Source organism: Allobosea sp. LC85 (assembly GCF_000735605.1).
In the GTDB taxonomy this organism is placed as follows: Bacteria; Pseudomonadota; Alphaproteobacteria; order Rhizobiales; family Beijerinckiaceae; genus Allobosea.
In genome coordinates this window covers 57,357-75,313 of sequence record NZ_JPKG01000033.1, presented here as the reverse complement: position 1 = coordinate 75,313, position 17,957 = coordinate 57,357, and the positions used below count along the sequence as shown (strand labels likewise).

The following is a 17,957-nucleotide window of genomic DNA, read 5'->3' as shown; positions in this document are numbered from 1 at the left end:
CGCGCTTTCTCGATCAGGGGGGTGTTGCACCCTCACCTGGGGAATGGCTCAGTTTATTCCGAGTCTTCACGCGCGAAGCTGACAAGTCGTGTCAGCTTCCTGTCAGCTTCGCGCGTGTAAGATCGGAAAATGACTGTGGAAGCGGGGTTGGAGGGACCGCCGCGTCCCGGTTGCCGCGGCAACCGAACCCCGAACACAAGGCGAATGGATGGCGCCGGGCGGCGCTGCGCCGGGCCAGGATGCGGGTGACACGATGAAACGGGGTGAGGACACGACCAGGGGGCCCTGGCGGCACCAGGTCCTGGTCACACCTGATGGTGACGATTTCCTCTGCCGATTGGAGGCGATGGACGACTGGCTCATGCGCTGGAAGATCATGTATCGCGCAGTGTCTCTGAATGGAGACAATGGCGCCGTGCGGGTCTGCTTTCGTGAAGAGAGTCTCGCCCACGCCTTTCATGAGCATCTGGGCGGGGAGCTCGTGCCGCCTGACGCGTTCGCCGTCGCGCTGGCGGCCAATCCGCTCGCCGGGACGGAGGAACCTGTCGCCGGAGCGAAGGAGCTTGCTGCATTCGCGCTGTCCTGACGGCGAGGCGACGCGCCGCGCGCTCTTCCCGCGCGCTCTTCGGCACAGCGTCTCCGCGCGCTGCATCGTCCCGCGCGGCATGTTTTCCCGCGCCGCATGTCCGCGCGGCGCGGAAGGCCGGCCTCGGCTCTCGGAATCCTGCTTCCCTGATCCTGGCTTGCCCGCGCGCCGCTTCGTTCAGTAGCCCAGCGCGCGGAGCAGCATGATCCTGAACGGGTGTGTGAACCCGTAGACTACGAGAATGATGGCGATCATCGCCCCGATCCAGATATGCCTGCCGGATCGGGGCATCTTATCCGGCACCTTGCCGGCGCTCTCCCCTTACCGGGTGAGCGGCGCCAATGCTGCTGCTGCTAGGATCACGACGATTGCTGTTCGGAACAGAACCCAGTGACAACGGGTGGTCATCGTCAGGTCGGACGTTCTTGACTGCGCATTCATGGGCAACTCCCTCACGCACACTCACGACGGGGCGGAGGCTGGGGCCATTGCCGGCAAAGGACAAGCAGAATTGCATGGATCTGGACCGTTGACGCGCAAGTATTCGGAGTCAGTTGCTTAAACGACACAGCGCAAACGCAGCATCCTAATGCAACCTCAGGTCGAATTCTTGCCCAAAGCAAGGCCGAAATCTGCCGCGAATACTGGCCTTACCGTCAGCGAGGGGCCGCGGGATGCGAGACCTGTGCTAGGATCGGCATCGCTACGAGCCATAGCCCCCCTTGGGGCAGCACCTGCCAGCAAGAGGGCCATCATGTCCGGGCTTGATCCGTCGCATATCATGCAGGTCGGGATGGGGTTCTTTGCCTCGAAGACGCTGCTTTCGGCCGTCGAACTCGGCCTTTTCACCAAGCTGGCCAGGCAGCCGATGACGGGGCAGGAGATTGCCGCTGCCTTGCAGCTCCATCCCCGCGCCATTCCGGATTTTCCCGATGCGCTGGTCGCGCTCAAGTTCCTCCAGCGGGACGGCGACGGGCCGCAGGCGCGCTATGCGAATACGCCAGACAGCGCCGTCTTCCTGGACCGGGACAGTCCCGGCTATATCGGCGGCATCCTCGAGATGGCGAATGCGCGGCTCTACCGCTTCTGGGGCGACCTCACCGAGGCTCTCAGGACCGGCAACCCGCAGAACGAAACCAGGCATTCCGAGGAGCCGATGTTCGCGACGCTCTATGCCGACCCGGCGCGGCTCGAGCAGTTCATGAACGCGATGTCGGGCATCTCGGCCGGCAACTTCAAGCTGTTTGCAGCGGCCTTCGACTTCTCAAAATACACGACCCTTTGCGATGTCGGCGGTGCGACCGGGCAGCTCTCCTGCATGGTCGCGGCAGCGCATCCGCATATGCGCTGCACCAGCTTCGATCTCCCAAAAGTCGTGCCGATCGCCACGCGCAGGATCGAACAGGCCGGCCTCAGCGATCGGGTCACGGCAATCGGCGGTGACTTCTTCGCCGATCCATTGCCCAGGGCCGACATCATCACCATGGGGATGATCCTGCATGACTGGAACCTGGAGAAGAAGAAGGCGCTGATCCGCAAAGCCTATGATGCCCTGCCGCCGGGCGGCGCGTTCGTGGTGATCGAGGCGCTGATCGACGATGCAAGACGCGAGAATGCCTTCGGCCTGATGATGTCCCTCAACATGCTGATCGAGTTCGGCGATGCCTTCGATTACTCCGGCGCCGACTTTGAAGACTGGTGTCGCGAGGCCGGTTTCAGGGCGTTCGAGATCATCCCGCTGACCGGTCCGTCGAGCGCCGCGATCGCCTATAAATAGCAGGATTGCGGGTTGAGCTCGCCACGCCGTGCCGTTCGCTGCAGAGAGCGCTGCCCGCCGAAAACGCCGGGGGCGAGCGCCTGCGGCAGGCCAGGCCACGGACCAAAACGCATGACCCCGCCGGATCGGATGAAACGGCGGGGCCACTCGTGGCGTTGGTCGCTCAGGCCGCCGGCCACAAGGCGGCGGTGCTTGCGCTCGCTCTCGCTACGCCGCCTGCCGGTTGATGCCGGCTTCGGCGAGCTTGGTGAGCTTCTTGTCCGCTGCGAATTCCTCGTCGAGGTTCTGCTGCAGCAGGGTGGCGCAATCGTTCCGGCCCAGTTGCTTGGCCCAGGCGGCCAGCGTGCCATAGCGCGTGATCTCGTAATGCTCGACCGCTTGTGCGCAGGCGATGATCGCGGCATCGACCACCTGCTTGTCGGCAACCTCGCCGAGAACCTCATCGGCTTCTTCGAGGATGCCGTCGATCGCAGGGCAATCCACCCCCTTCGCCTCCGCGCCATGCTGAATGAAGACCTGTTCAAGCCGCTTGATATGGCCTTCGGTTTCGCCGCGATGGGTGACGAGACCCTGCTTCAACTGCGGGTCCGTTGCCTTGTCGATCATCTTCGGCAGCGACTTATGGATCTGCTTCTCGGCGTAATACATGTCCTGGAGCGTGTGGACGAAGAGATCATCCATCGTCTTGATGTCCTTGGAAAAAATGCCCATTCCATCCTCCTGGGATTTGGCCCCCGCCGACGCCGATCGGGTTTGGCGCGCTTTCTGCCGGACCAACGTAGCGGGCGCCGGCCTGTTCCACCCCATGGCCGGCTCCCGTGTCGAAAATCCCGCCATCGCACCATTTCGAGCGGCCGTGCCGCCGCCCTTGGAACCTCATTCAGGGCGCGACGTTTCCTGCGCAGCCGCGCCTGGCATCACGGGAGGCCATCATGCGAGACGGTTACGGACGGAAAACCCCCACAACGGACGCCGCAAGCACCCTGCCGCTTGGACAGGGCCAGCAGGACAGGAGGCAAGGCGAGCAGGGGCGGCAGAGGCGTGATCGACCGATGGCAGGGGCCGAGACCCGAGAAGACGCGAGTCCTATGAAGATGACAGAGTCCCCTCCTCCCGGCATTTGTGAAACCTGAGGTGATGGCGATGACCACGGACAAGCACACCGACGCGCCGGTGCCCTATCGGACGGCGCAGCGACCGGGACAGTCGGGCGCACAGGAACAGCGCCGTCCGGGTCCGAGCCCCCTGTCGCAACACGAGACCGGGCCGCATGCGCCGTTCGAGGCCGACGAGCATGACGGTGCGGCTTCGATCAAGCATGCGGCCCAAGCCACTCCAAAAGAATCAGGCAGCCCAAAAGAAACAGCCCCTCCAAAAGATACAGCCAAGCCGAAGAAGCCGCCGATCTGAGATAAGCCGATATCCGCACACGAGGGGAGTGAAGGCTCCGCTCAGTCGCGATAAATGCGCGCCGGGTCCTGGATTTGCCTGGTTCCCAGCATCTTGACCCCGAACCCCGCAACGAGCGCCAGGACGGTGAGCCAGATCAGGATGTCGAGATAGCGCGAGCGCATGGCAGGTCCGCCCGAGCATTGATGGCCGCTGCAACCGATGCATTAACCTTGGCCGGTCCATGAGGTTCCGTGTGGCTTCTGCTCGGGACGCTCGGCCAGGTTTCCTAATAGCCGCCGATGATCGGGAGGATTTCCCCGGTGATGTAGCTCGAGCAGTGCGGCGAGGCGAGGAAGACATAGGCCGGCGCAATCTCCTCGGGCTGGGCCGGGCGCTTCATCGGCGTCTGCGCCCCGAATGTGGCGACATCTTCGGCCGTCTTGTCCGACGGGTTGAGCGGCGTCCAGACCGGCCCGGGGGCGACTGCATTGACCCTGATGCCGCGCGGCACGAGATGGGCGGCGAGCGAGCGGGTAAAGGCGTGGATGCCGCCCTTGGTCATGGCATAATCGATCAGCGCTTCGCTGCCCATCAACCCAGTGACGGAGCCGGAATTCACGATGGCGCCGCCCACACTCATATGCGCGAGGGCCGCGCGCGACATGTGGAAATAGCCGTAGAGATTGGTCTTCAGCGTCGTGTCGAAATGCTCTTCGCTCAGGTCTTCGAAGCGCGCCGAATGGACCTGGAAGGCGGCGTTGTTGACGAGGACATCGAGCTTGCCGAAGGTCTTGATGACCTCAGCCACCGCCTTTCGGCAGAAGCCTGCGTCCCGGACATCGCCTGGGATCACCAGGCAGCGCCGCCCTTCGGCTTCGACCGCCTGCCGCGTGACCTTCGCATCCCCGGCTTCGCCGAGATGCAGGATGGCGACATCCGCGCCCTCGCGCGCAAAGAGCACGGCGACCGAGCGCCCGATGCCTGAATCGCCGCCCGTGATCACCGCGACCTTGCCCTCGAGCTTGCCCGAGCCCTTGTAATAGGGCGCATCATACATCGGGGCTGGATCGAGCACCGCCTCCGAACCGGGCTTGGGCTGATGCTGCTTCTTGAAGGGCGGCTCGGGATAGCGGCGCGCGCCCGCCTGCATCGCTCCGGATTTTTCCTTTGTCGGCTTCTTATCCGCTTGGGCAACCTGCCTCTGGATCCGGCGTTGCTGCCGGATGGCGGAATTCGCCGCACTGCCCGGCTTCGCCTGCGGCTTGCTCGAGGGTTTCGCCATCACGGCCTCCGTTACATTGAACTCGGGTGTGGAACTGGCGTCGTCGGCGCGGGTTCCACAGGAAGCGGTGACGCCGCGCCGGCGACAAGCCGCAGCGCGCCGATGCGTATTACGGTCATAACTGGTTTCACTGTGCGGCTCAGCGCATGAAAAACCAAAGTAAAATGATGATTGGAATCGGAATTCCAAGAAGCCAGAGAGCAATCGAACGCATGGCATCCTCCTCACAATACTCGAACACGGAGGGAGAACGCGGAGCTTGTTATTCCGTTCCCAACGCGCGACTTTAAATTCAGCAAGCCGCCGGAAAGAACAGGATGAATTCAGATTTACGTCCGCGCTTTCTTCAAGGACGGCGCGCGAGACCAGGTGCGGTGCGCAGGAGCGAGAGCAGATCGAGCGTGGCGGGGCTGAGATAGCCACCTCGGCGCAGAACGGCATGGATGGGATTGGCGACCTTCAGGTCAGCGACAGCAATGCTCGCGAGCGAGCCGAGGCGTCGTTCCTCATCGATCGCGCTGTCCGGCAGCAGCGCGCTGCCGAGGCCGGCCTCGACCCGGGGCATGTCCGCACGCCCTTGTTCGGGCTGTACACTCGCGAAGAGGCCCGGCCGCCACCCTGACGCAACGTCGCTCTTGCCGGCACTCATGAAACTGCAAGATCACGCTGCGTTTGGACGAAATCGTCCAAACGCAGCGTGATCGACTCTCATAGTTTAGAGCATGCTTTATGCGAAAAACCGTTGCCACTTTTTCGCAGCATGCTCTAGCATCCGCGGAAGCTTATCCCGCGCCTTCATTTCCCTAAAATTCGCTTGAATTCGACGTTTCTGCGTTCACTGAGCGAGATGCTGCCCCATGGACAAGAAGCTTAAGCCACCATCGTTCAAGGAGATCGTAGCGCAATTGCGGTACGACTGGTTCGGCAAGGATGTGCAGCAGACTCCGACCGTCAGCTATGTTTGGACGGCCGATCAGTTCGGACATTTCGGCCTCGGCTTCCAGATCACCTTTCTGTTCAGCTGGATCCTGGCCGCTTTCTTCACCGATCTCCCGGCCTGGAAGACTGCGATCATCGCCGCCCTGCTCAATATGCTCCTTTGGATCGTCAAGGAGGTGCTGGACATCGTCCGGGAGAAGGGGCGCCAGGGCCCGCTCTTTCCGTTCAATCGCCGGGAGCTCTGGTGGAATGTCGCGACCGCGCTGTTCTTCATCAGTGCGGGCGCGATCGTCGCCGGCGCCGCAGGGCTCGGCGGCATCCAGGCGATTGTGGCGCTGCTCGTCATGCTCGTCCCCGCCGCAGTGCTGGTGATCTGGTGGGTCCGGCGCAAGATGACCTTCCAGCAGGTCGGCCTGCCCTTCCTGTTTCGCCTGACCAATCTCTGCTCGACCATCGAGAAGCCCGGTCCCGGCAAGCCCGATCCCGGCTATCGCGACGCGCTGATCGCCCTCTCGGAGCCACCGGTGAAAGGCGCGAAAGCGCCGCGCTTCCCGCATGTGCTGCTCACCGGCACGGTCGGCTCGGGCAAGACCTGCCTCGCCTGCGGCATCGGCACCGAATACGCCTTCCGGCTCGGCATCGCGCGCTACACCACGCTGGTGAAGCTGTTCGAGGCCGCGATGGAGCGCAAGGAGGATGCCAGCACCGACCACCCGCCGCTCGAGGAACAGGATGGCCGCATCCTCTGGCCCTGGCGCAATGTCGACCTTCTCATCGTCGACGATGTCGATGCGCTGCTGGTCGAGCCGCCGCTGCCGGAGCCGACCACCCCCACCGCGGCCGAGGCCACCGCCAAGCGCCCGGGCGACCAGACCGCGCTGCGCAGAATCGTCTTCAACCAGCTCGCCATCGTCGGCATCGAACGCTTCAGGATGCGCCGCACCGTCTGGGTCGTCAGCGACCCCAGCGAGGCGGAGGAGTGGCGCGACACCATCGCCGAGGCGCTGGGCCTTCCCCAGAAGGACGACGCCGCCCTGCCCGTCATTCGCCTGCTCAGGGACGAAAAGGCCCTGGCCAGGATGGGCAAGACAAGAGCTTAAGGTCACCGGGCCCAGAGCATGCTGCGAAAAAGTGGTACCGGTTTTTCGCATCAAGCATGCTCTAAACGATGAGAGTCGATCACGTTTTCTGCGTTTGGACGAGTTCGTCCAAACGCAGCGTGATCCAGGGAAATCCGGAGCGAAGGGGAGCCCCAGCCTGGCGGCGTGGAGAGACCGTTCCGCATCGCGCCCAGCCGGGCGGGCAAGTCCTCGACGCCCGGCATGCCGGATTTTCATGGCGCATCGCCGCGACGCTACAGGAACGCCGCACGAGGGTGATCGCGGCGAGGCTGCGGCATCCGGGATTGAGCGCTCGCCCTGCGATTATCAGGAAGGCAGCAGACCAACGGCCGGAACGTTCCCCGCGCTCAGCCGTTGCCCTTTACTGACGGGAAGAGAAGGCAATTTGCGAGAAATCCAGTGCCCCCTGACGCTGAAAGACCCGTGGTTCTCGTTGTCGACGACGAACCGATCATCAGGATGTATGCGTCCTTGCTTGTTGAGGAAGCCGGCTACCTTGCCATCGAGGCATCGACCGCGGACGAGGCATTGGCCATTCTCGAGCAGCGTGACGATGTTCGCATCCTCTTCACGGATGTGGAGTTGCCAGGTTCGCTGGATGGCCTCCGACTGGTGGAACTCGTCCGCGAGAAATGGCCGCCGGTTGAGCTGATCGTAACGTCGGGCCATGTGCAGATCGACCCTCAAAAGTTACCCGAGCGAGCGCGGTTCTTTCGGAAGCCATATTCGGACGGCGAAATCCTCAAAACGCTGAAGTCCTTGCCGGTCGCGTCATAGACGTCTGCTCGGCACGGTTGGGCCTTCGTCTTTGATCGCGCATTCAGACGCTCGCCATGAGCTGCGCATCACCGATGTCCATTGCCACGAACCACTGCGAGCAACTCGCAAGCCAGCCCGGGAAATGGTAAGCTTGGAACCGCACCGCGCGTTCTGTTTGCTGACCGGAAACAAGCATGCAGAAGTTCGATCGCTACGACACCGTTCTCGTACCGTGGTATTCAGAAGACGACTTTCCCGCCTTGCTGGCTCTTGCCGGCAATGCCCCCGGGCTTCCGAGAACATATGCCGAGTGGAAACACCAATCCGCCATTGCGACAGAGATTCTCCTGGCGAAAGGGAAGACCGTTCAAATCATGACCGTTCGCCCCGGCGATTATGTTGACTGGCTACGAAGCTCTCATCGGAGCAATACGGCTTCGGCGCGCTTGCGATACCTGAAATGGCTAGCCACACAGAACGGGAAGAAGGCTACGATCCTCCCCTTGCCAGCAATATTACTGCCCGACTTGGATACTGACGGTTAGAGCATGCTGCGAAAAAGTGGCAACGGTTTTTCGCATAAAGCATGCTCTAGGCAAGACACGCGCCGAGGGACGCCGGGCCGGGCGCGGCGAGTTCCTGCCTTGGGGCGGGGTGCACGGCCTGCGCGGCTCAGGCCTCCCGGACCAGGAGCACGTCGGCATCGACGCTCCGGAGAACGCCTTCGGCGTGGCTCCCTATCGCGTCCTTCACCAGCTCCCCGCTCGGATGCGCCCCGACGACGATGAGACTGGCGCCGGACTCCTGCACCTGCCGAGTTTCGACTATTTTCCACTTGTTGCGAATGATTTCCAATTATTAAACGAAAATACTTCGTTCATTGCCTATATAGTGCAGAAACATACGAAATTTAAGAATTAAACTTAGATTTGCTTCGCACGACCTGCGAACGGCCAACAAGAGGCAGTCATGGCTGAAGCTCTTTCGTGCGACGTCGTCATTGTCGGGACCGGAGCCGGCGGCGGCATTCTCGCCTATGAGCTTGCGAAAGCCGGATTGCGGGTCGTTTCGCTCGAACAGGGCGCCATGCTCGCGGCCGATCACTTCAAGATCCACGCGCCGCCGGGCGGCACGAAGGATTTCGGCATAGGCCCGGATACGACCTGGCCGAGCGACCCGCATGACAGCCTGTTCATCCATCCTCTCTTTGCCGATGGCACGGTCGGCTCGACCAGTGCGCCGGCCGGCGGCTTTCGGCATTTTCAGGTGCTCGCCGTCAATGGCCTGCAGAATCTCTGGAACGGCGTCAGCGTCAGGTTTTCGCCTGCCGACTTTCGGACCTGGCCGCTGAGCTATGACGATCTCGCGCCCCATTACGGCGCCATCGAGCGAAAGATCTCGGTCTGCGGCACCGTCGAGAATTTGCCCGAGCTTCCCGATGGCGATTTCATACCGCCAAAGCCGTTGCGCCCGGCCGATCACCTTATCGTCGATGCGGTCAAATCCCTGAATGAGCCGTATTCCCACGCGATTCCCAATCGCAAGGCGATCAATACGCGGACCGACACGGCATCCTCCTGTATGTCCACCGGCGTGTGCACGTCCGGCTGTCCGGTCGGCGCCGTCTACAAGTTCTCCAGCCGGCTCCTGCCGGAGATCGCGCTCCTCCCGAATTACGAACTGAGAACCAACGCCAAGGTCGTGCGGCTGCTGCGCAAGCCGGGCGCGCGGCAGCTGTCCGGCGTGGAATACATCGATCTCTGCAGCGGCAAGCGCAAGATCCTGGATGCGCGGATCGTCGTGCTCGCGGCCGGCGCAATCGAGACGCCGCGCATTCTTTTCAATTCGGCCGACGAGGCCGATCCGAATGGCCTGGCCAATCGGCACGGCCAGGTCGGCATCAGGCTCCAGGACAACCCCAAGATCGTTCTCTCGACCTCGCTATGGAAGCTGTGGCGAAAGCGCCGCGATTACGACATCGGCTATGGCGATCTCCTGATCCTGCTGTCGCAGGGCAAGCTCCCCGACGGGACTTCCTTTCCCTTCATCGGACACGCCATTCATGGGCTGCCCGACGTGCCGCACTACCTGTCCGGTCTCAAGGCCTTCCCGCCCTTCCTCAAGGAGCGACTGGCGCGGATGATGTTCCACAGCTACGTCACGCTCGGGCTGTTCTGCGCTGGAGAACCAACGCCGGCCAACCGCCTGCGCCCCGGCAACAGCGTCGATCGCTATGGCGTGCGGCAGGTGGATGTCGAGTTCACAGTATCAGGCAGCGCGCAGGCCCAGATGGACGCCATGGCCGCCTGGGGGCAGCGGCTGCTGCGGCGCGCCTCATCGACCCTGATCTACGGCACCCGCGACAATAGCGGAACAGGCATCCATTACGCCGGAACGACCGCCATTGCGGATGATCCAGGCAAGGGCGTGGTCGATACTGACCTGAAGACTCATGACATCGATAATCTGTTCATCTGTGACGGCGGTGTTATCCCGGTCCTTCCCGACAAGCATCTGACGCTGACGATCATGGCGCTGGCGAACAGGCTGGCCAATCGCCTGGTCGAGCAAGCGCAGCAGCATGAGGCGCTGGCTGAACCGCAAGCGGTTTCATCGTAGCCGGGCATGGTGCAGATGGGCGGACCATGCGCCGAACGGCGCAGTCTGGCGCGGCGCAGGAATTGGCGGCGGATACGACCAGTGGCGGCTTTGCGAGACGGAGCGCCGAGACGGAGCACCAAGACGGAGCACCAAGACGGAGCGCCAAGACGGAGCGCCCCGCAGATTTCACCACGTCCCCATGAGAGCAGCCCCTGCCAGAAACCCGCCGGTCAGAATGTTCGCCAGGAACAGGCGATAATTCACGTCGGGGCGCTCCAAGTTGACCTGCCAGATCTGCCACGCGAGATGAGCCGCGATCACCATCATGCCGATGGCGTAGAGGCTCGACATGCCAAGCATCGCGCCACCGAGCGCCCAGGCCAGGACCGTCAGGGCATAGAACAGACCGATACCGGCCTTACCGCGCGATCCGAAAAGAACGGCAGTCGATTTGAGGCCAAGACTGCGATCATCACGCAGATCGACATAGGCATAGATGGTATCATATCCGATCTGCCATGCGATGGCCCCGGCCCAGATCAGCACGGCGCCTGCCGGGACATGCCCTGTGATCTCGGCCCATGCCATGAGCATTCCCCAGTTGAAGGCAGCTCCCAAAACAGCCTGGGGCCAGTGGGTGAAGCGTTTGCAGAAGGGATAGAGGAACACCAGCGGGACGACGCCAATCGCGATCAACCGCGTGTAAGGCGTCAGAAAGAGCAGCAACGATGCCGCAAGCGCAAGCTGAAGGGCCAGGAAGACAATGGCTTGCGTCACGCCGATCTGGCCGCTTGCCAGCGGACGAAACCGGGTTCGCTCGACATGGCCGTCGAAATTTCGATCGGCGATGTCGTTGATCGTGGACCCGGCGCTTCTCATCACGAACGCCCCGAGCGTGAAGACCACCAGATGCCGAATGTCGGGAATGCCCTGCGCGGCCTGAATCAGCGCAGCCCAGCACGGGAAGAGCGTGAGCCAGATGCCGACCGGCCTGTCCAGCCGTGCAAGCCGGATATAGGGCCGCCATAGGGGTGGCAGCCGACGATCGACCCAATCTCCCTTGTGAATGTCGGTCAGATCGGGGCGGCTCAGTGTCGTCATGGCGCGCTTCGTCATCCGGCTTTCGAGCACATGGCCGAAACGCCTGTCGGGTGTGCCTCATCGTAGCCGGACATGTCGCTCATGTCTGGCTTTCCCTCCGTTCATTGGTGAAGCTCGGCTTGTCGCCCTGCCCTCGCCGCGGCTTTTCAGTTGCCCCAGTCGACCACGGTGAGATCGAGCGGCAGCGCGCGCTTGAGCGCCAGAGGGGGCACGAACGGCGTCAGGCTCACCGGCGAGCCGGTTTCCGCTGCCCGGTCGAAATCCGCGGTGCCCGCCAGATCGATCGCTTTCACCGTGGCGGCCTCGAAGACGTAGGGAAGGCCATTGGCGAGAAGTGGCGAGGGCCCGTCCATGACATGCAGATGCAGATGCGGCTCCGAGCTGTTGCCGGTATTGCCGACCGCGCCGATGACATCGCCGCGGCGCACCCTGTCGCCGATTTTGACGCGGACGCTGCCCGGCTTCATATGGGCGTAGAGCACGAAGGCACCGCCGCCCATATCCAGGACCGCGAAGTTCCCGTCAGCCTCGCCGACCGGCAGCCCGTCGGGAAGCGCTCCGGGAACCTGGTCGGCAAGATCGCCGCGCATATCGACGATGGTGCCGTCGCTCACCGCCAGGATGGGCTGGCCATAGATGTGATAGCTGCCGACCAGTTTCCGATCGCCCGCGAACAGCCGGCCATCCCCGCCCAGTTTCTCCCAATCGATGGCAAAGCGTTGAGACAGGCGAAACGCCCCGTTCAACGGCAGCAGCGCCCGGACATGGCGGGTCGAATCGCAGCAGCCGTCGCCCGCGATATTGTTATCGCCCCGAAGCGGCGGCCCCAGAACCGGGGGCGCCGCGGTCGCAACCGCGGCCGCGCCCAGCTGGATCGCGGCATCCGCCTTGAACTGATCAAACCAGGCATCGACCTGATGTGTCAGCCGTCGCGGAGCCGAGCGTCCCGCCGGCAGCGAGATATGGAGAAAGGCAACCCCATATTGGAAGGCGCCCAGTTCCGCCGACTCATTGCCGCGCCGGCCAGCGGGGGAGAAACGCCGCGCGATCTCGGCCTCGTCAAGCGTCGCAAGCGGCTCCTTGTCGTCGTCGCCGAAGAGCGTGAGCCGCTTCACCACGACGCGCTCGCCGGTCACGTTCGAGAGCTGCAGTTCGTAGACGATATGCTGGCGACCATCGGAGCCCAGCACGGGCTGTGGCGTGAACAGGACCTTGCCGACGAGCCCCGTCAAGGTCACGCCCTGCGTCGGGGTTGCCGGTGTTTCCGCCCGGGCCGCGCCCGGCAGGGTCAGCGGGACCAGGGCAGCAACGGCCGCGAGACGCATCGTTCTGGTCAGAAGGCACATGGCAGGGTCCCTTGCGGTTCTGCGCGGCTTCAAGGCAATGCGAATTCAGCTCAGGCGAGCTTCGTCGTCCGGGGCAAGTGAGGCTAGAGCATTTTCGAGCGAAGTGGACACCGGTTCGCGTGAAGAAAATGCGATAAAACAAAGAGCTAGAGCATTTCCGCGTTTCGGAGAAACACGGAAATGCTCTAGCTCCATGCCCGCACTGGAGCCGACCGAGCAGGTCACGTCTTCACCCCGGACCTTGCCCTGCTGAAAGCGGCCTGGCCCTGGATGCCTCACGCTTCCATGCCTGCTGAGCGCGCCCTTCGGGAGAGAGCTGCCGCCGGCTGCCTCGCCGTTCCGCCTCACCCGCGCCTGTCTCCCATGGGCCATTCGCCGACCGAGCCGAGGAAATCGGGAGAGGCGAACCGGATATATTCCAGGAAGGTGAACAGGGTGCCCTTGTCGGGGCCAAGATCGGCGCGGCGCAAACGCTGCGTCCGGGAGAAATCGGCGCGCTGCTTGACGGCGGCGAGCGCGGTCCTGATCTGCCGATTGCCTCTGGCGATCCGCGCGATATCCGGCAGGAGCGGCTGGAGCACAGCCCGATAGGGACTGAGCGCGATCAGCGCGGCGACGAATTTCTCCGCATCACGGGCGGCGTCATCGGCCTCGCATGCGGGCGACGGAAGGGTCATGCCGTCACCAGCCTCGGAGGGGTTGCAGCGGCGAGCGCGCGCAGGGGCTTTCCCGATTCCAGATGCCGCTCGATATCCTCGAGCGAGACACCGGCCGTCTCGGGAACCAGCAGATGGGTGAAGATCAGACCGGCGGCGCAGACCGCCGCGTAGAGGGCAAAAACCCCGCCGAGTCCGAAGCTGGTGACCAGCATGGGGAATGAGAACACGACCAGGAAGTTGAACGCCCAGTTGGCCAGCGAGGCCACGCTCATGCCGAGGCTCCGCACCTTGAGCGGAAAGATCTCGGACATCATCACCCAGGGCAGCGGACCGATGCTGGCGGCGAAGGCCGCGACATAGAGCACGAGGCCGATCGTCGCGAGCAGATCCAGCGCCTCCGCATCGGTCATCGCCGCGATGGCGATCATGCCGAGGCTGAGGGCCGTTCCGGCGAAACCGATGAAGAGCAGCCGCCGCCGTCCGATCCGGTCGATCAGATACATTCCGACGAAGGTCATCGCGACATTGACAATGCCGATCCCGACCGTCGCCAGGATCTGGGTGGAGGTGGAATCGAAGCCGGATTCCTTGAAGACGGTCGGCGCGTAATAGATCACGGCATTGATGCCGCTGAGCTGCTGCAGGAAGAACAGGCCCATGCCGACGACCAGGGCCGGCCGGACCGTCGGACTGAGCAGGTCCGCCCAGGTTGCCGGCCGGGTGCGCTGCTCGGCCGCCCGCCGGATGCCCGCGAGCTCGGCATCGACGGCCGGATCACGCGGGGAAAGCTCGCGGATCCGCCCGATGGCCAGGCGAGCCTCCTCGGTCCGGCCCTGAAGGGCGAGCCAGCGCGGCGTATCGCCCATGCGATACATGCCGACGAGCAGGGCGATGGCCGGCACGACGCCCATCGCGAACATCAGCCGCCAGGACTCGGCGAAGACGAAGTCGACCAGATAGGCCCCGAGAATGCCGAGCGTGATCGCGAGCTGGTAGATCGAGACGAGCATGCCGCGCTTCTCGGCCGGAGCGCTCTCGGAAATGTAGAGCGGCGCCACCATGGCCGCGATACCGACGGCCAGGCCCAGCAACAGACGCGCCGCCGTCAGCATCCAGATGGTGGTCGCCCCGGCCGAGAACAGCGCTCCAATCGCGAAGAGCACGGCAGCCGCCAGCAGCAGGGCACGCCGTCCATAGGTTTCGGTGGTGCGCCCCGCCAGCACCGCCCCGACGAGCGCGCCGAGCGGGACTGCAGCCGTCATCAGCCCCTCGGAGAAGGGACTGATCGTGAACTCGCCGCGCAGGAGATGCAGCGCGCCGGCGATGACGCCCTCGTCGAAGCCGAAGAGGAACCCGGCGATGCCGGCGATGGCAGCTACGTAATAGATCATGATCCCTGCCTTGTTTGGCTTGCCTTGTTTGGCTTGGCGTGGCGCATCACGGCAGCAGGCTGTGGGCGACCTTGCGGAAGGCGGTGACGATGTCGCTTTCGTCAGCCTCGGTCAGGGTCGATCCGATGGCAAGAAGCGCTCCGCGGGCATGGACATCGTCGCAGAACGGCAGCGCTCCCGCGTTGTAATCGTAGCTTGCAGCGAAAGCGTTGGCCGGATGCGTCCAGGGAAAGCCGTCGGAGCTGTTCGACCGGCGCTGGACCAGGCTCGGCACGTTGAAATACCAGTGCATGCCCCATTCCTGCATGGTGATGCAGGAGAGGCTGCCGGGCGGACCGGCAATCCCCTCGGCGCGCAAGGCTTCGACGAAGCGTCGTGCCAGGGCGGCATCGGGCAGCAGCATCAGCAGGAAGGGCCCGGTATCTCCGGCCGGGTCGGGGATTTCGCGGAACTGGATGCCGCTGAGATCGGCCAGCTGCTCGCGAATGCGCCATTTCGAACCGCGCATCGCGGCCGTGATGAGCGGCAGTTTGCGCATCTGCGCCAAGGCCATCGCGCCTGCGAGCTCCGACATGCGCGCGCCCATGCCCCAGAGCTGGCAGGCCTCGTCCGAGGCGTCGAGCCGGCCCTTGTCGTTGCGGGGATAGCCGAGATCGTGCAGCGCCGCGATCCGCCGGAACAGTGCATCGTCTTCGGCGACGATCATCCCGCCATCGCCGGAGGTCATGTTCTTGTTGAGCTGGAAGCTGAAGATACCGATGTCGCCGAACAAACCGACGGCGCGATCGCCGACCCGGGCTCCGGCCGCCTGGGCGCAGTCCTCGACCAGGTCCAGGCCATGGGCGCGGCAGATCTCGGCGATTTCGGCGATGCGGCCGGGGGCCCCGCTCATATGCACGCACAGGACGGCGCGGCTATGCGGGCCGATCTTGCGCCGCAGATCCTCGGGATCGATGCAGAACGTCGCGTCGATATCGACCAGGCGCGGAATGGCGCCGACCCGCACCACGGCCGAGAGGCAACTCACCCAGAGATAGCCCGGCACGAAGACCTCGTCGCCCGGCCCGACGCCAAGCGCCGAGAGCGCAATCGTCAGCGCGGCCGTGCCTGACGACACCGCCAGCGCGTGGCGATGTCCGAAGGCCTCGCACCACTCGCGCTCCAGGGTCTCGACCATGTGCTGGGGATCGGGCCCATAGAAGCGGAACGGGCTGCGCGAGCGCACGACGCGGTCGACCAGTTCGCGCTCCTCCTCGCCGATCCAGTGCACGCCCGGCAGTTCCCAGGGCAGCGGCTCCTGCCGAACCGGGGTGCCGCCGTCGATGGCGAGCCGATTGGCGCGCTCCTGCCCGATCCGCGGTTCACTTTCGGCGAGAGTCATGCGGATCTCCTGCAAGCGGCTGCAGGCCGACGAGCGAGCGCCGGCCAGAGTAAAAGGCAGGAGATTGATCCCACCCACCGCAGAGTTTATAGCATGAAACGACTGCTTTAAGTCGGCTTCTATTTTTAGAAGAAGTTTGAAATGATTAGAAACTATTGGAAATATGCACTATATTCCCCAATTTTAAGAATAATATACCTGGTCATATCTGGCGGACTGACGTTCGGATTTGGAATAGCATCGATATCAGGCGTGCTAGATCTAATAAAAATTGACTTCAATCTTTCAGAAATGAGCGAACAAGCGATCGTCGGCGTATTGGTCCTCGGCTGTTTCGTCGGCGCGTCGATCGCCGGCCCGGTTTCTGCCCGATGGGGCCGGCGGCCAACGATCCTGCTGGCGGCCGGATGCGGGGCGCTTGGCTACGCGCTCATCCCCGCCGGCTACGGGTTGGGCGGCCTGCTCGTCGGGCGCAGCTTCGCCGGATTGTGCATCGGCCTGCTCTCGATGGTCGTCCCGATGTATGCGGCAGAGACGACGCCGGCGCGCCATCGCGGGGCGGTGGTCTCGCTGTTTCAGCTGGCGATCACGCTAGGCATTCTCGCTGCTTATGGCGCCCCGCTCGCCTTTGCAGGCGCCCTGCCCTGGCCGATCCTGCTCGGTCTCGGCATCCTTCCCGTCTGCCTTTGCGCGCTGATCACCCTGCTGCTGCCCGAGAGTCCGCGCTGGCTGGCGGCGAAGGGAGATCGGGAGGGCGAACGTGCCGCCGTGCAAGCGCTCGGCCTCGCCGGGGAGTGGCAGGCATCCCCGCCATCATTCGATCGAGTGAGCACCGGGAATCCCGCCAACGCTGGCCATGGCATGATCCGGCGCGGCAGCGTCAACGCGGTGCTGTTCCTGTGCAGCGCGCTGTTCGTGCTGCAAAATCTCAGCGGCATCGACGGCATCCTCTATTATGCCCCGCGCATCTTCCAGGAGCTCGGTTTCCCGGCCGGGACCGCCGCTCTTGCCGCCACCTTCGGCCTTGGCCTGGTCAATGTGCTGGCCACGATCGCGGCGATCGCCCTGGTCGATCGGCTTGGCCGCAGGCCGCTCCTGATCCTCGGCTCGGCTGCGATGGCCGCCGGGCTCGCCGCCGTCATCCTGGCCGCCGGGTTCGATCTGCCATGGCTTGGCCTCGCCGGCCTCGCGATCTTCATTGCCGCCTTCGCGCTCAGCCTGGGCCCGCTTCCCTATGTCCTGATGTCGGAATTGTTCCCGTCGGAGGTCCGCGAATCCGGCATCGCCATGGCTTCGGCAACGAGCTGGCTGTTCAACGCCTTGATCGCCTTCACATTCCTCAGCATGGTCGCGGCGTTCGGACTGTCGGGCACAATCGGATTGTTCCTGGCGATATGCCTGCTCTCGGTGATCTTCTGCCTTGCCTTCGTGCCGGAAACGCGCGGAGCCCGTCTCGAGGATATCGAGACGGCGGTGCTGGCAGGACGCCCCTTGCGCCAGCTCGGCGGCCAGATCGGCGGACCTGATACGTCTCCGGCCCGATGACCTGACCTTCCGTGTTCGCGCGATCCACTTTTCGGACCGATGACCTGTGCGCTCGCATCGGCTGTCCCGAAAACCGC

The 17,957-nt window shown here is 63.7% G+C and carries 18 protein-coding genes; 8 read left to right on the top strand and 10 right to left on the bottom strand.

Annotated elements, in window-relative coordinates:
- Window positions 1–253: 253 nt before the first annotated feature.
- Both FG93_RS16520 and FG93_RS16515 read left to right on the top strand, forming a co-directional pair.
- A complete protein-coding gene (locus FG93_RS16520) occupies window positions 254–586 on the top strand; it encodes a hypothetical protein (protein WP_152579470.1) in 333 nt (110 codons plus the stop codon).
- A gap of 754 nt (window positions 587–1,340) precedes the next feature.
- Window positions 1,341–2,363, top strand: coding sequence for a methyltransferase (locus FG93_RS16515; RefSeq protein ID WP_043236272.1), 1,023 nt, complete (start codon window positions 1,341–1,343; stop codon window positions 2,361–2,363).
- 207 nt (window positions 2,364–2,570) lie between these two features.
- Here FG93_RS16515 and FG93_RS16505 read toward each other — a convergent pair whose 3' ends face one another.
- Window positions 2,571–3,074 (bottom strand): ferritin-like domain-containing protein, encoded by a 504-nt coding sequence (locus FG93_RS16505; RefSeq protein WP_043236269.1) that lies wholly within the window; start codon window positions 3,072–3,074, stop codon window positions 2,571–2,573.
- A gap of 432 nt (window positions 3,075–3,506) precedes the next feature.
- On the opposite strand from FG93_RS16505, the gene FG93_RS16500 reads away from it, so the two are divergent.
- Window positions 3,507–3,773: a hypothetical protein gene (locus FG93_RS16500; protein ID WP_152579469.1), complete on the top strand. Its 267-nt coding sequence runs from the start codon at window positions 3,507–3,509 to the stop codon at window positions 3,771–3,773.
- A gap of 41 nt (window positions 3,774–3,814) precedes the next feature.
- On the opposite strand, the gene FG93_RS33860 is transcribed toward FG93_RS16500, so the two are convergent.
- The 3 genes from FG93_RS33860 to FG93_RS16490 all read right to left on the bottom strand — a co-directional run bounded on the left by FG93_RS33860 (window position 3,815) and on the right by FG93_RS16490 (window position 5,602).
- Entirely contained in the window at window positions 3,815–3,937 is a 123-nt protein-coding gene (locus FG93_RS33860; RefSeq protein ID WP_280114145.1) for a hypothetical protein, read from the bottom strand.
- Window positions 3,938–4,041: 104 nt separating this feature from the next.
- Window positions 4,042–5,037 carry an SDR family oxidoreductase gene (locus FG93_RS16495; RefSeq protein WP_052513853.1) on the bottom strand — a complete coding sequence of 332 codons (996 nt, stop codon included), beginning with the start codon at window positions 5,035–5,037 and terminating at the stop codon, window positions 4,042–4,044.
- A gap of 346 nt (window positions 5,038–5,383) precedes the next feature.
- Complete coding sequence (locus tag FG93_RS16490; protein WP_043236265.1) at window positions 5,384–5,602, bottom strand: LysR substrate-binding domain-containing protein; 219 nt, start codon at window positions 5,600–5,602, stop codon at window positions 5,384–5,386.
- 292 nt (window positions 5,603–5,894) lie between these two features.
- Between FG93_RS16490 and FG93_RS16485 the strand changes: the two genes are divergently transcribed.
- The 3 genes from FG93_RS16485 to FG93_RS16475 all read left to right on the top strand — a co-directional run bounded on the left by FG93_RS16485 (window position 5,895) and on the right by FG93_RS16475 (window position 8,401).
- A complete protein-coding gene (locus FG93_RS16485; RefSeq protein WP_043236263.1) occupies window positions 5,895–7,076 on the top strand; it encodes an ATP-binding protein in 1,182 nt (393 codons plus the stop codon).
- 444 nt (window positions 7,077–7,520) lie between these two features.
- Window positions 7,521–7,874, top strand: coding sequence for a response regulator (locus FG93_RS16480; RefSeq protein ID WP_244448637.1), 354 nt, complete (start codon window positions 7,521–7,523; stop codon window positions 7,872–7,874).
- A 176-nt stretch (window positions 7,875–8,050) separates the two neighbouring features.
- Complete coding sequence (locus FG93_RS16475; protein ID WP_043236257.1) at window positions 8,051–8,401, top strand: hypothetical protein; 351 nt, start codon at window positions 8,051–8,053, stop codon at window positions 8,399–8,401.
- A 127-nt stretch (window positions 8,402–8,528) separates the two neighbouring features.
- Here FG93_RS16475 and FG93_RS34045 read toward each other — a convergent pair whose 3' ends face one another.
- Window positions 8,529–8,666: a universal stress protein gene (locus tag FG93_RS34045; protein WP_369347072.1), complete on the bottom strand. Its 138-nt coding sequence runs from the start codon at window positions 8,664–8,666 to the stop codon at window positions 8,529–8,531.
- Window positions 8,667–8,825: 159 nt separating this feature from the next.
- On the opposite strand from FG93_RS34045, the gene FG93_RS16465 reads away from it, so the two are divergent.
- Entirely contained in the window at window positions 8,826–10,475 is a 1,650-nt protein-coding gene (locus FG93_RS16465; protein WP_052513852.1) for a GMC oxidoreductase, read from the top strand.
- Between the two features lie 168 nt (window positions 10,476–10,643).
- On the opposite strand, the gene ubiA is transcribed toward FG93_RS16465, so the two are convergent.
- The 5 genes from ubiA to FG93_RS16440 all read right to left on the bottom strand — a co-directional run bounded on the left by ubiA (window position 10,644) and on the right by FG93_RS16440 (window position 16,335).
- A complete protein-coding gene (gene ubiA, locus FG93_RS16460; RefSeq protein ID WP_043236508.1) occupies window positions 10,644–11,558 on the bottom strand; it encodes a 4-hydroxybenzoate octaprenyltransferase in 915 nt (304 codons plus the stop codon).
- A gap of 146 nt (window positions 11,559–11,704) precedes the next feature.
- The gene (locus FG93_RS16455; protein WP_043236253.1) at window positions 11,705–12,904 is read right to left on the bottom strand and encodes a M23 family metallopeptidase; all 1,200 of its coding nucleotides are present in this window, start codon (window positions 12,902–12,904) and stop codon (window positions 11,705–11,707) included.
- A gap of 344 nt (window positions 12,905–13,248) precedes the next feature.
- Entirely contained in the window at window positions 13,249–13,581 is a 333-nt protein-coding gene (locus tag FG93_RS16450; protein ID WP_043236251.1) for a hypothetical protein, read from the bottom strand.
- Window positions 13,578–14,954 (bottom strand): sugar porter family MFS transporter, encoded by a 1,377-nt coding sequence (locus FG93_RS16445; RefSeq protein WP_043236249.1) that lies wholly within the window; start codon window positions 14,952–14,954, stop codon window positions 13,578–13,580. Before FG93_RS16445 ends, FG93_RS16450 begins: the two co-directional genes overlap by 4 nt.
- Before the next feature lie 46 nt (window positions 14,955–15,000).
- Window positions 15,001–16,335, bottom strand: coding sequence for a DegT/DnrJ/EryC1/StrS aminotransferase family protein (locus tag FG93_RS16440; RefSeq protein WP_052513851.1), 1,335 nt, complete (start codon window positions 16,333–16,335; stop codon window positions 15,001–15,003).
- A 141-nt stretch (window positions 16,336–16,476) separates the two neighbouring features.
- On the opposite strand from FG93_RS16440, the gene FG93_RS16435 reads away from it, so the two are divergent.
- Complete coding sequence (locus FG93_RS16435; protein ID WP_052513850.1) at window positions 16,477–17,880, top strand: sugar porter family MFS transporter; 1,404 nt, start codon at window positions 16,477–16,479, stop codon at window positions 17,878–17,880.
- The last annotated feature ends 77 nt before the right edge of the window (window positions 17,881–17,957 follow it).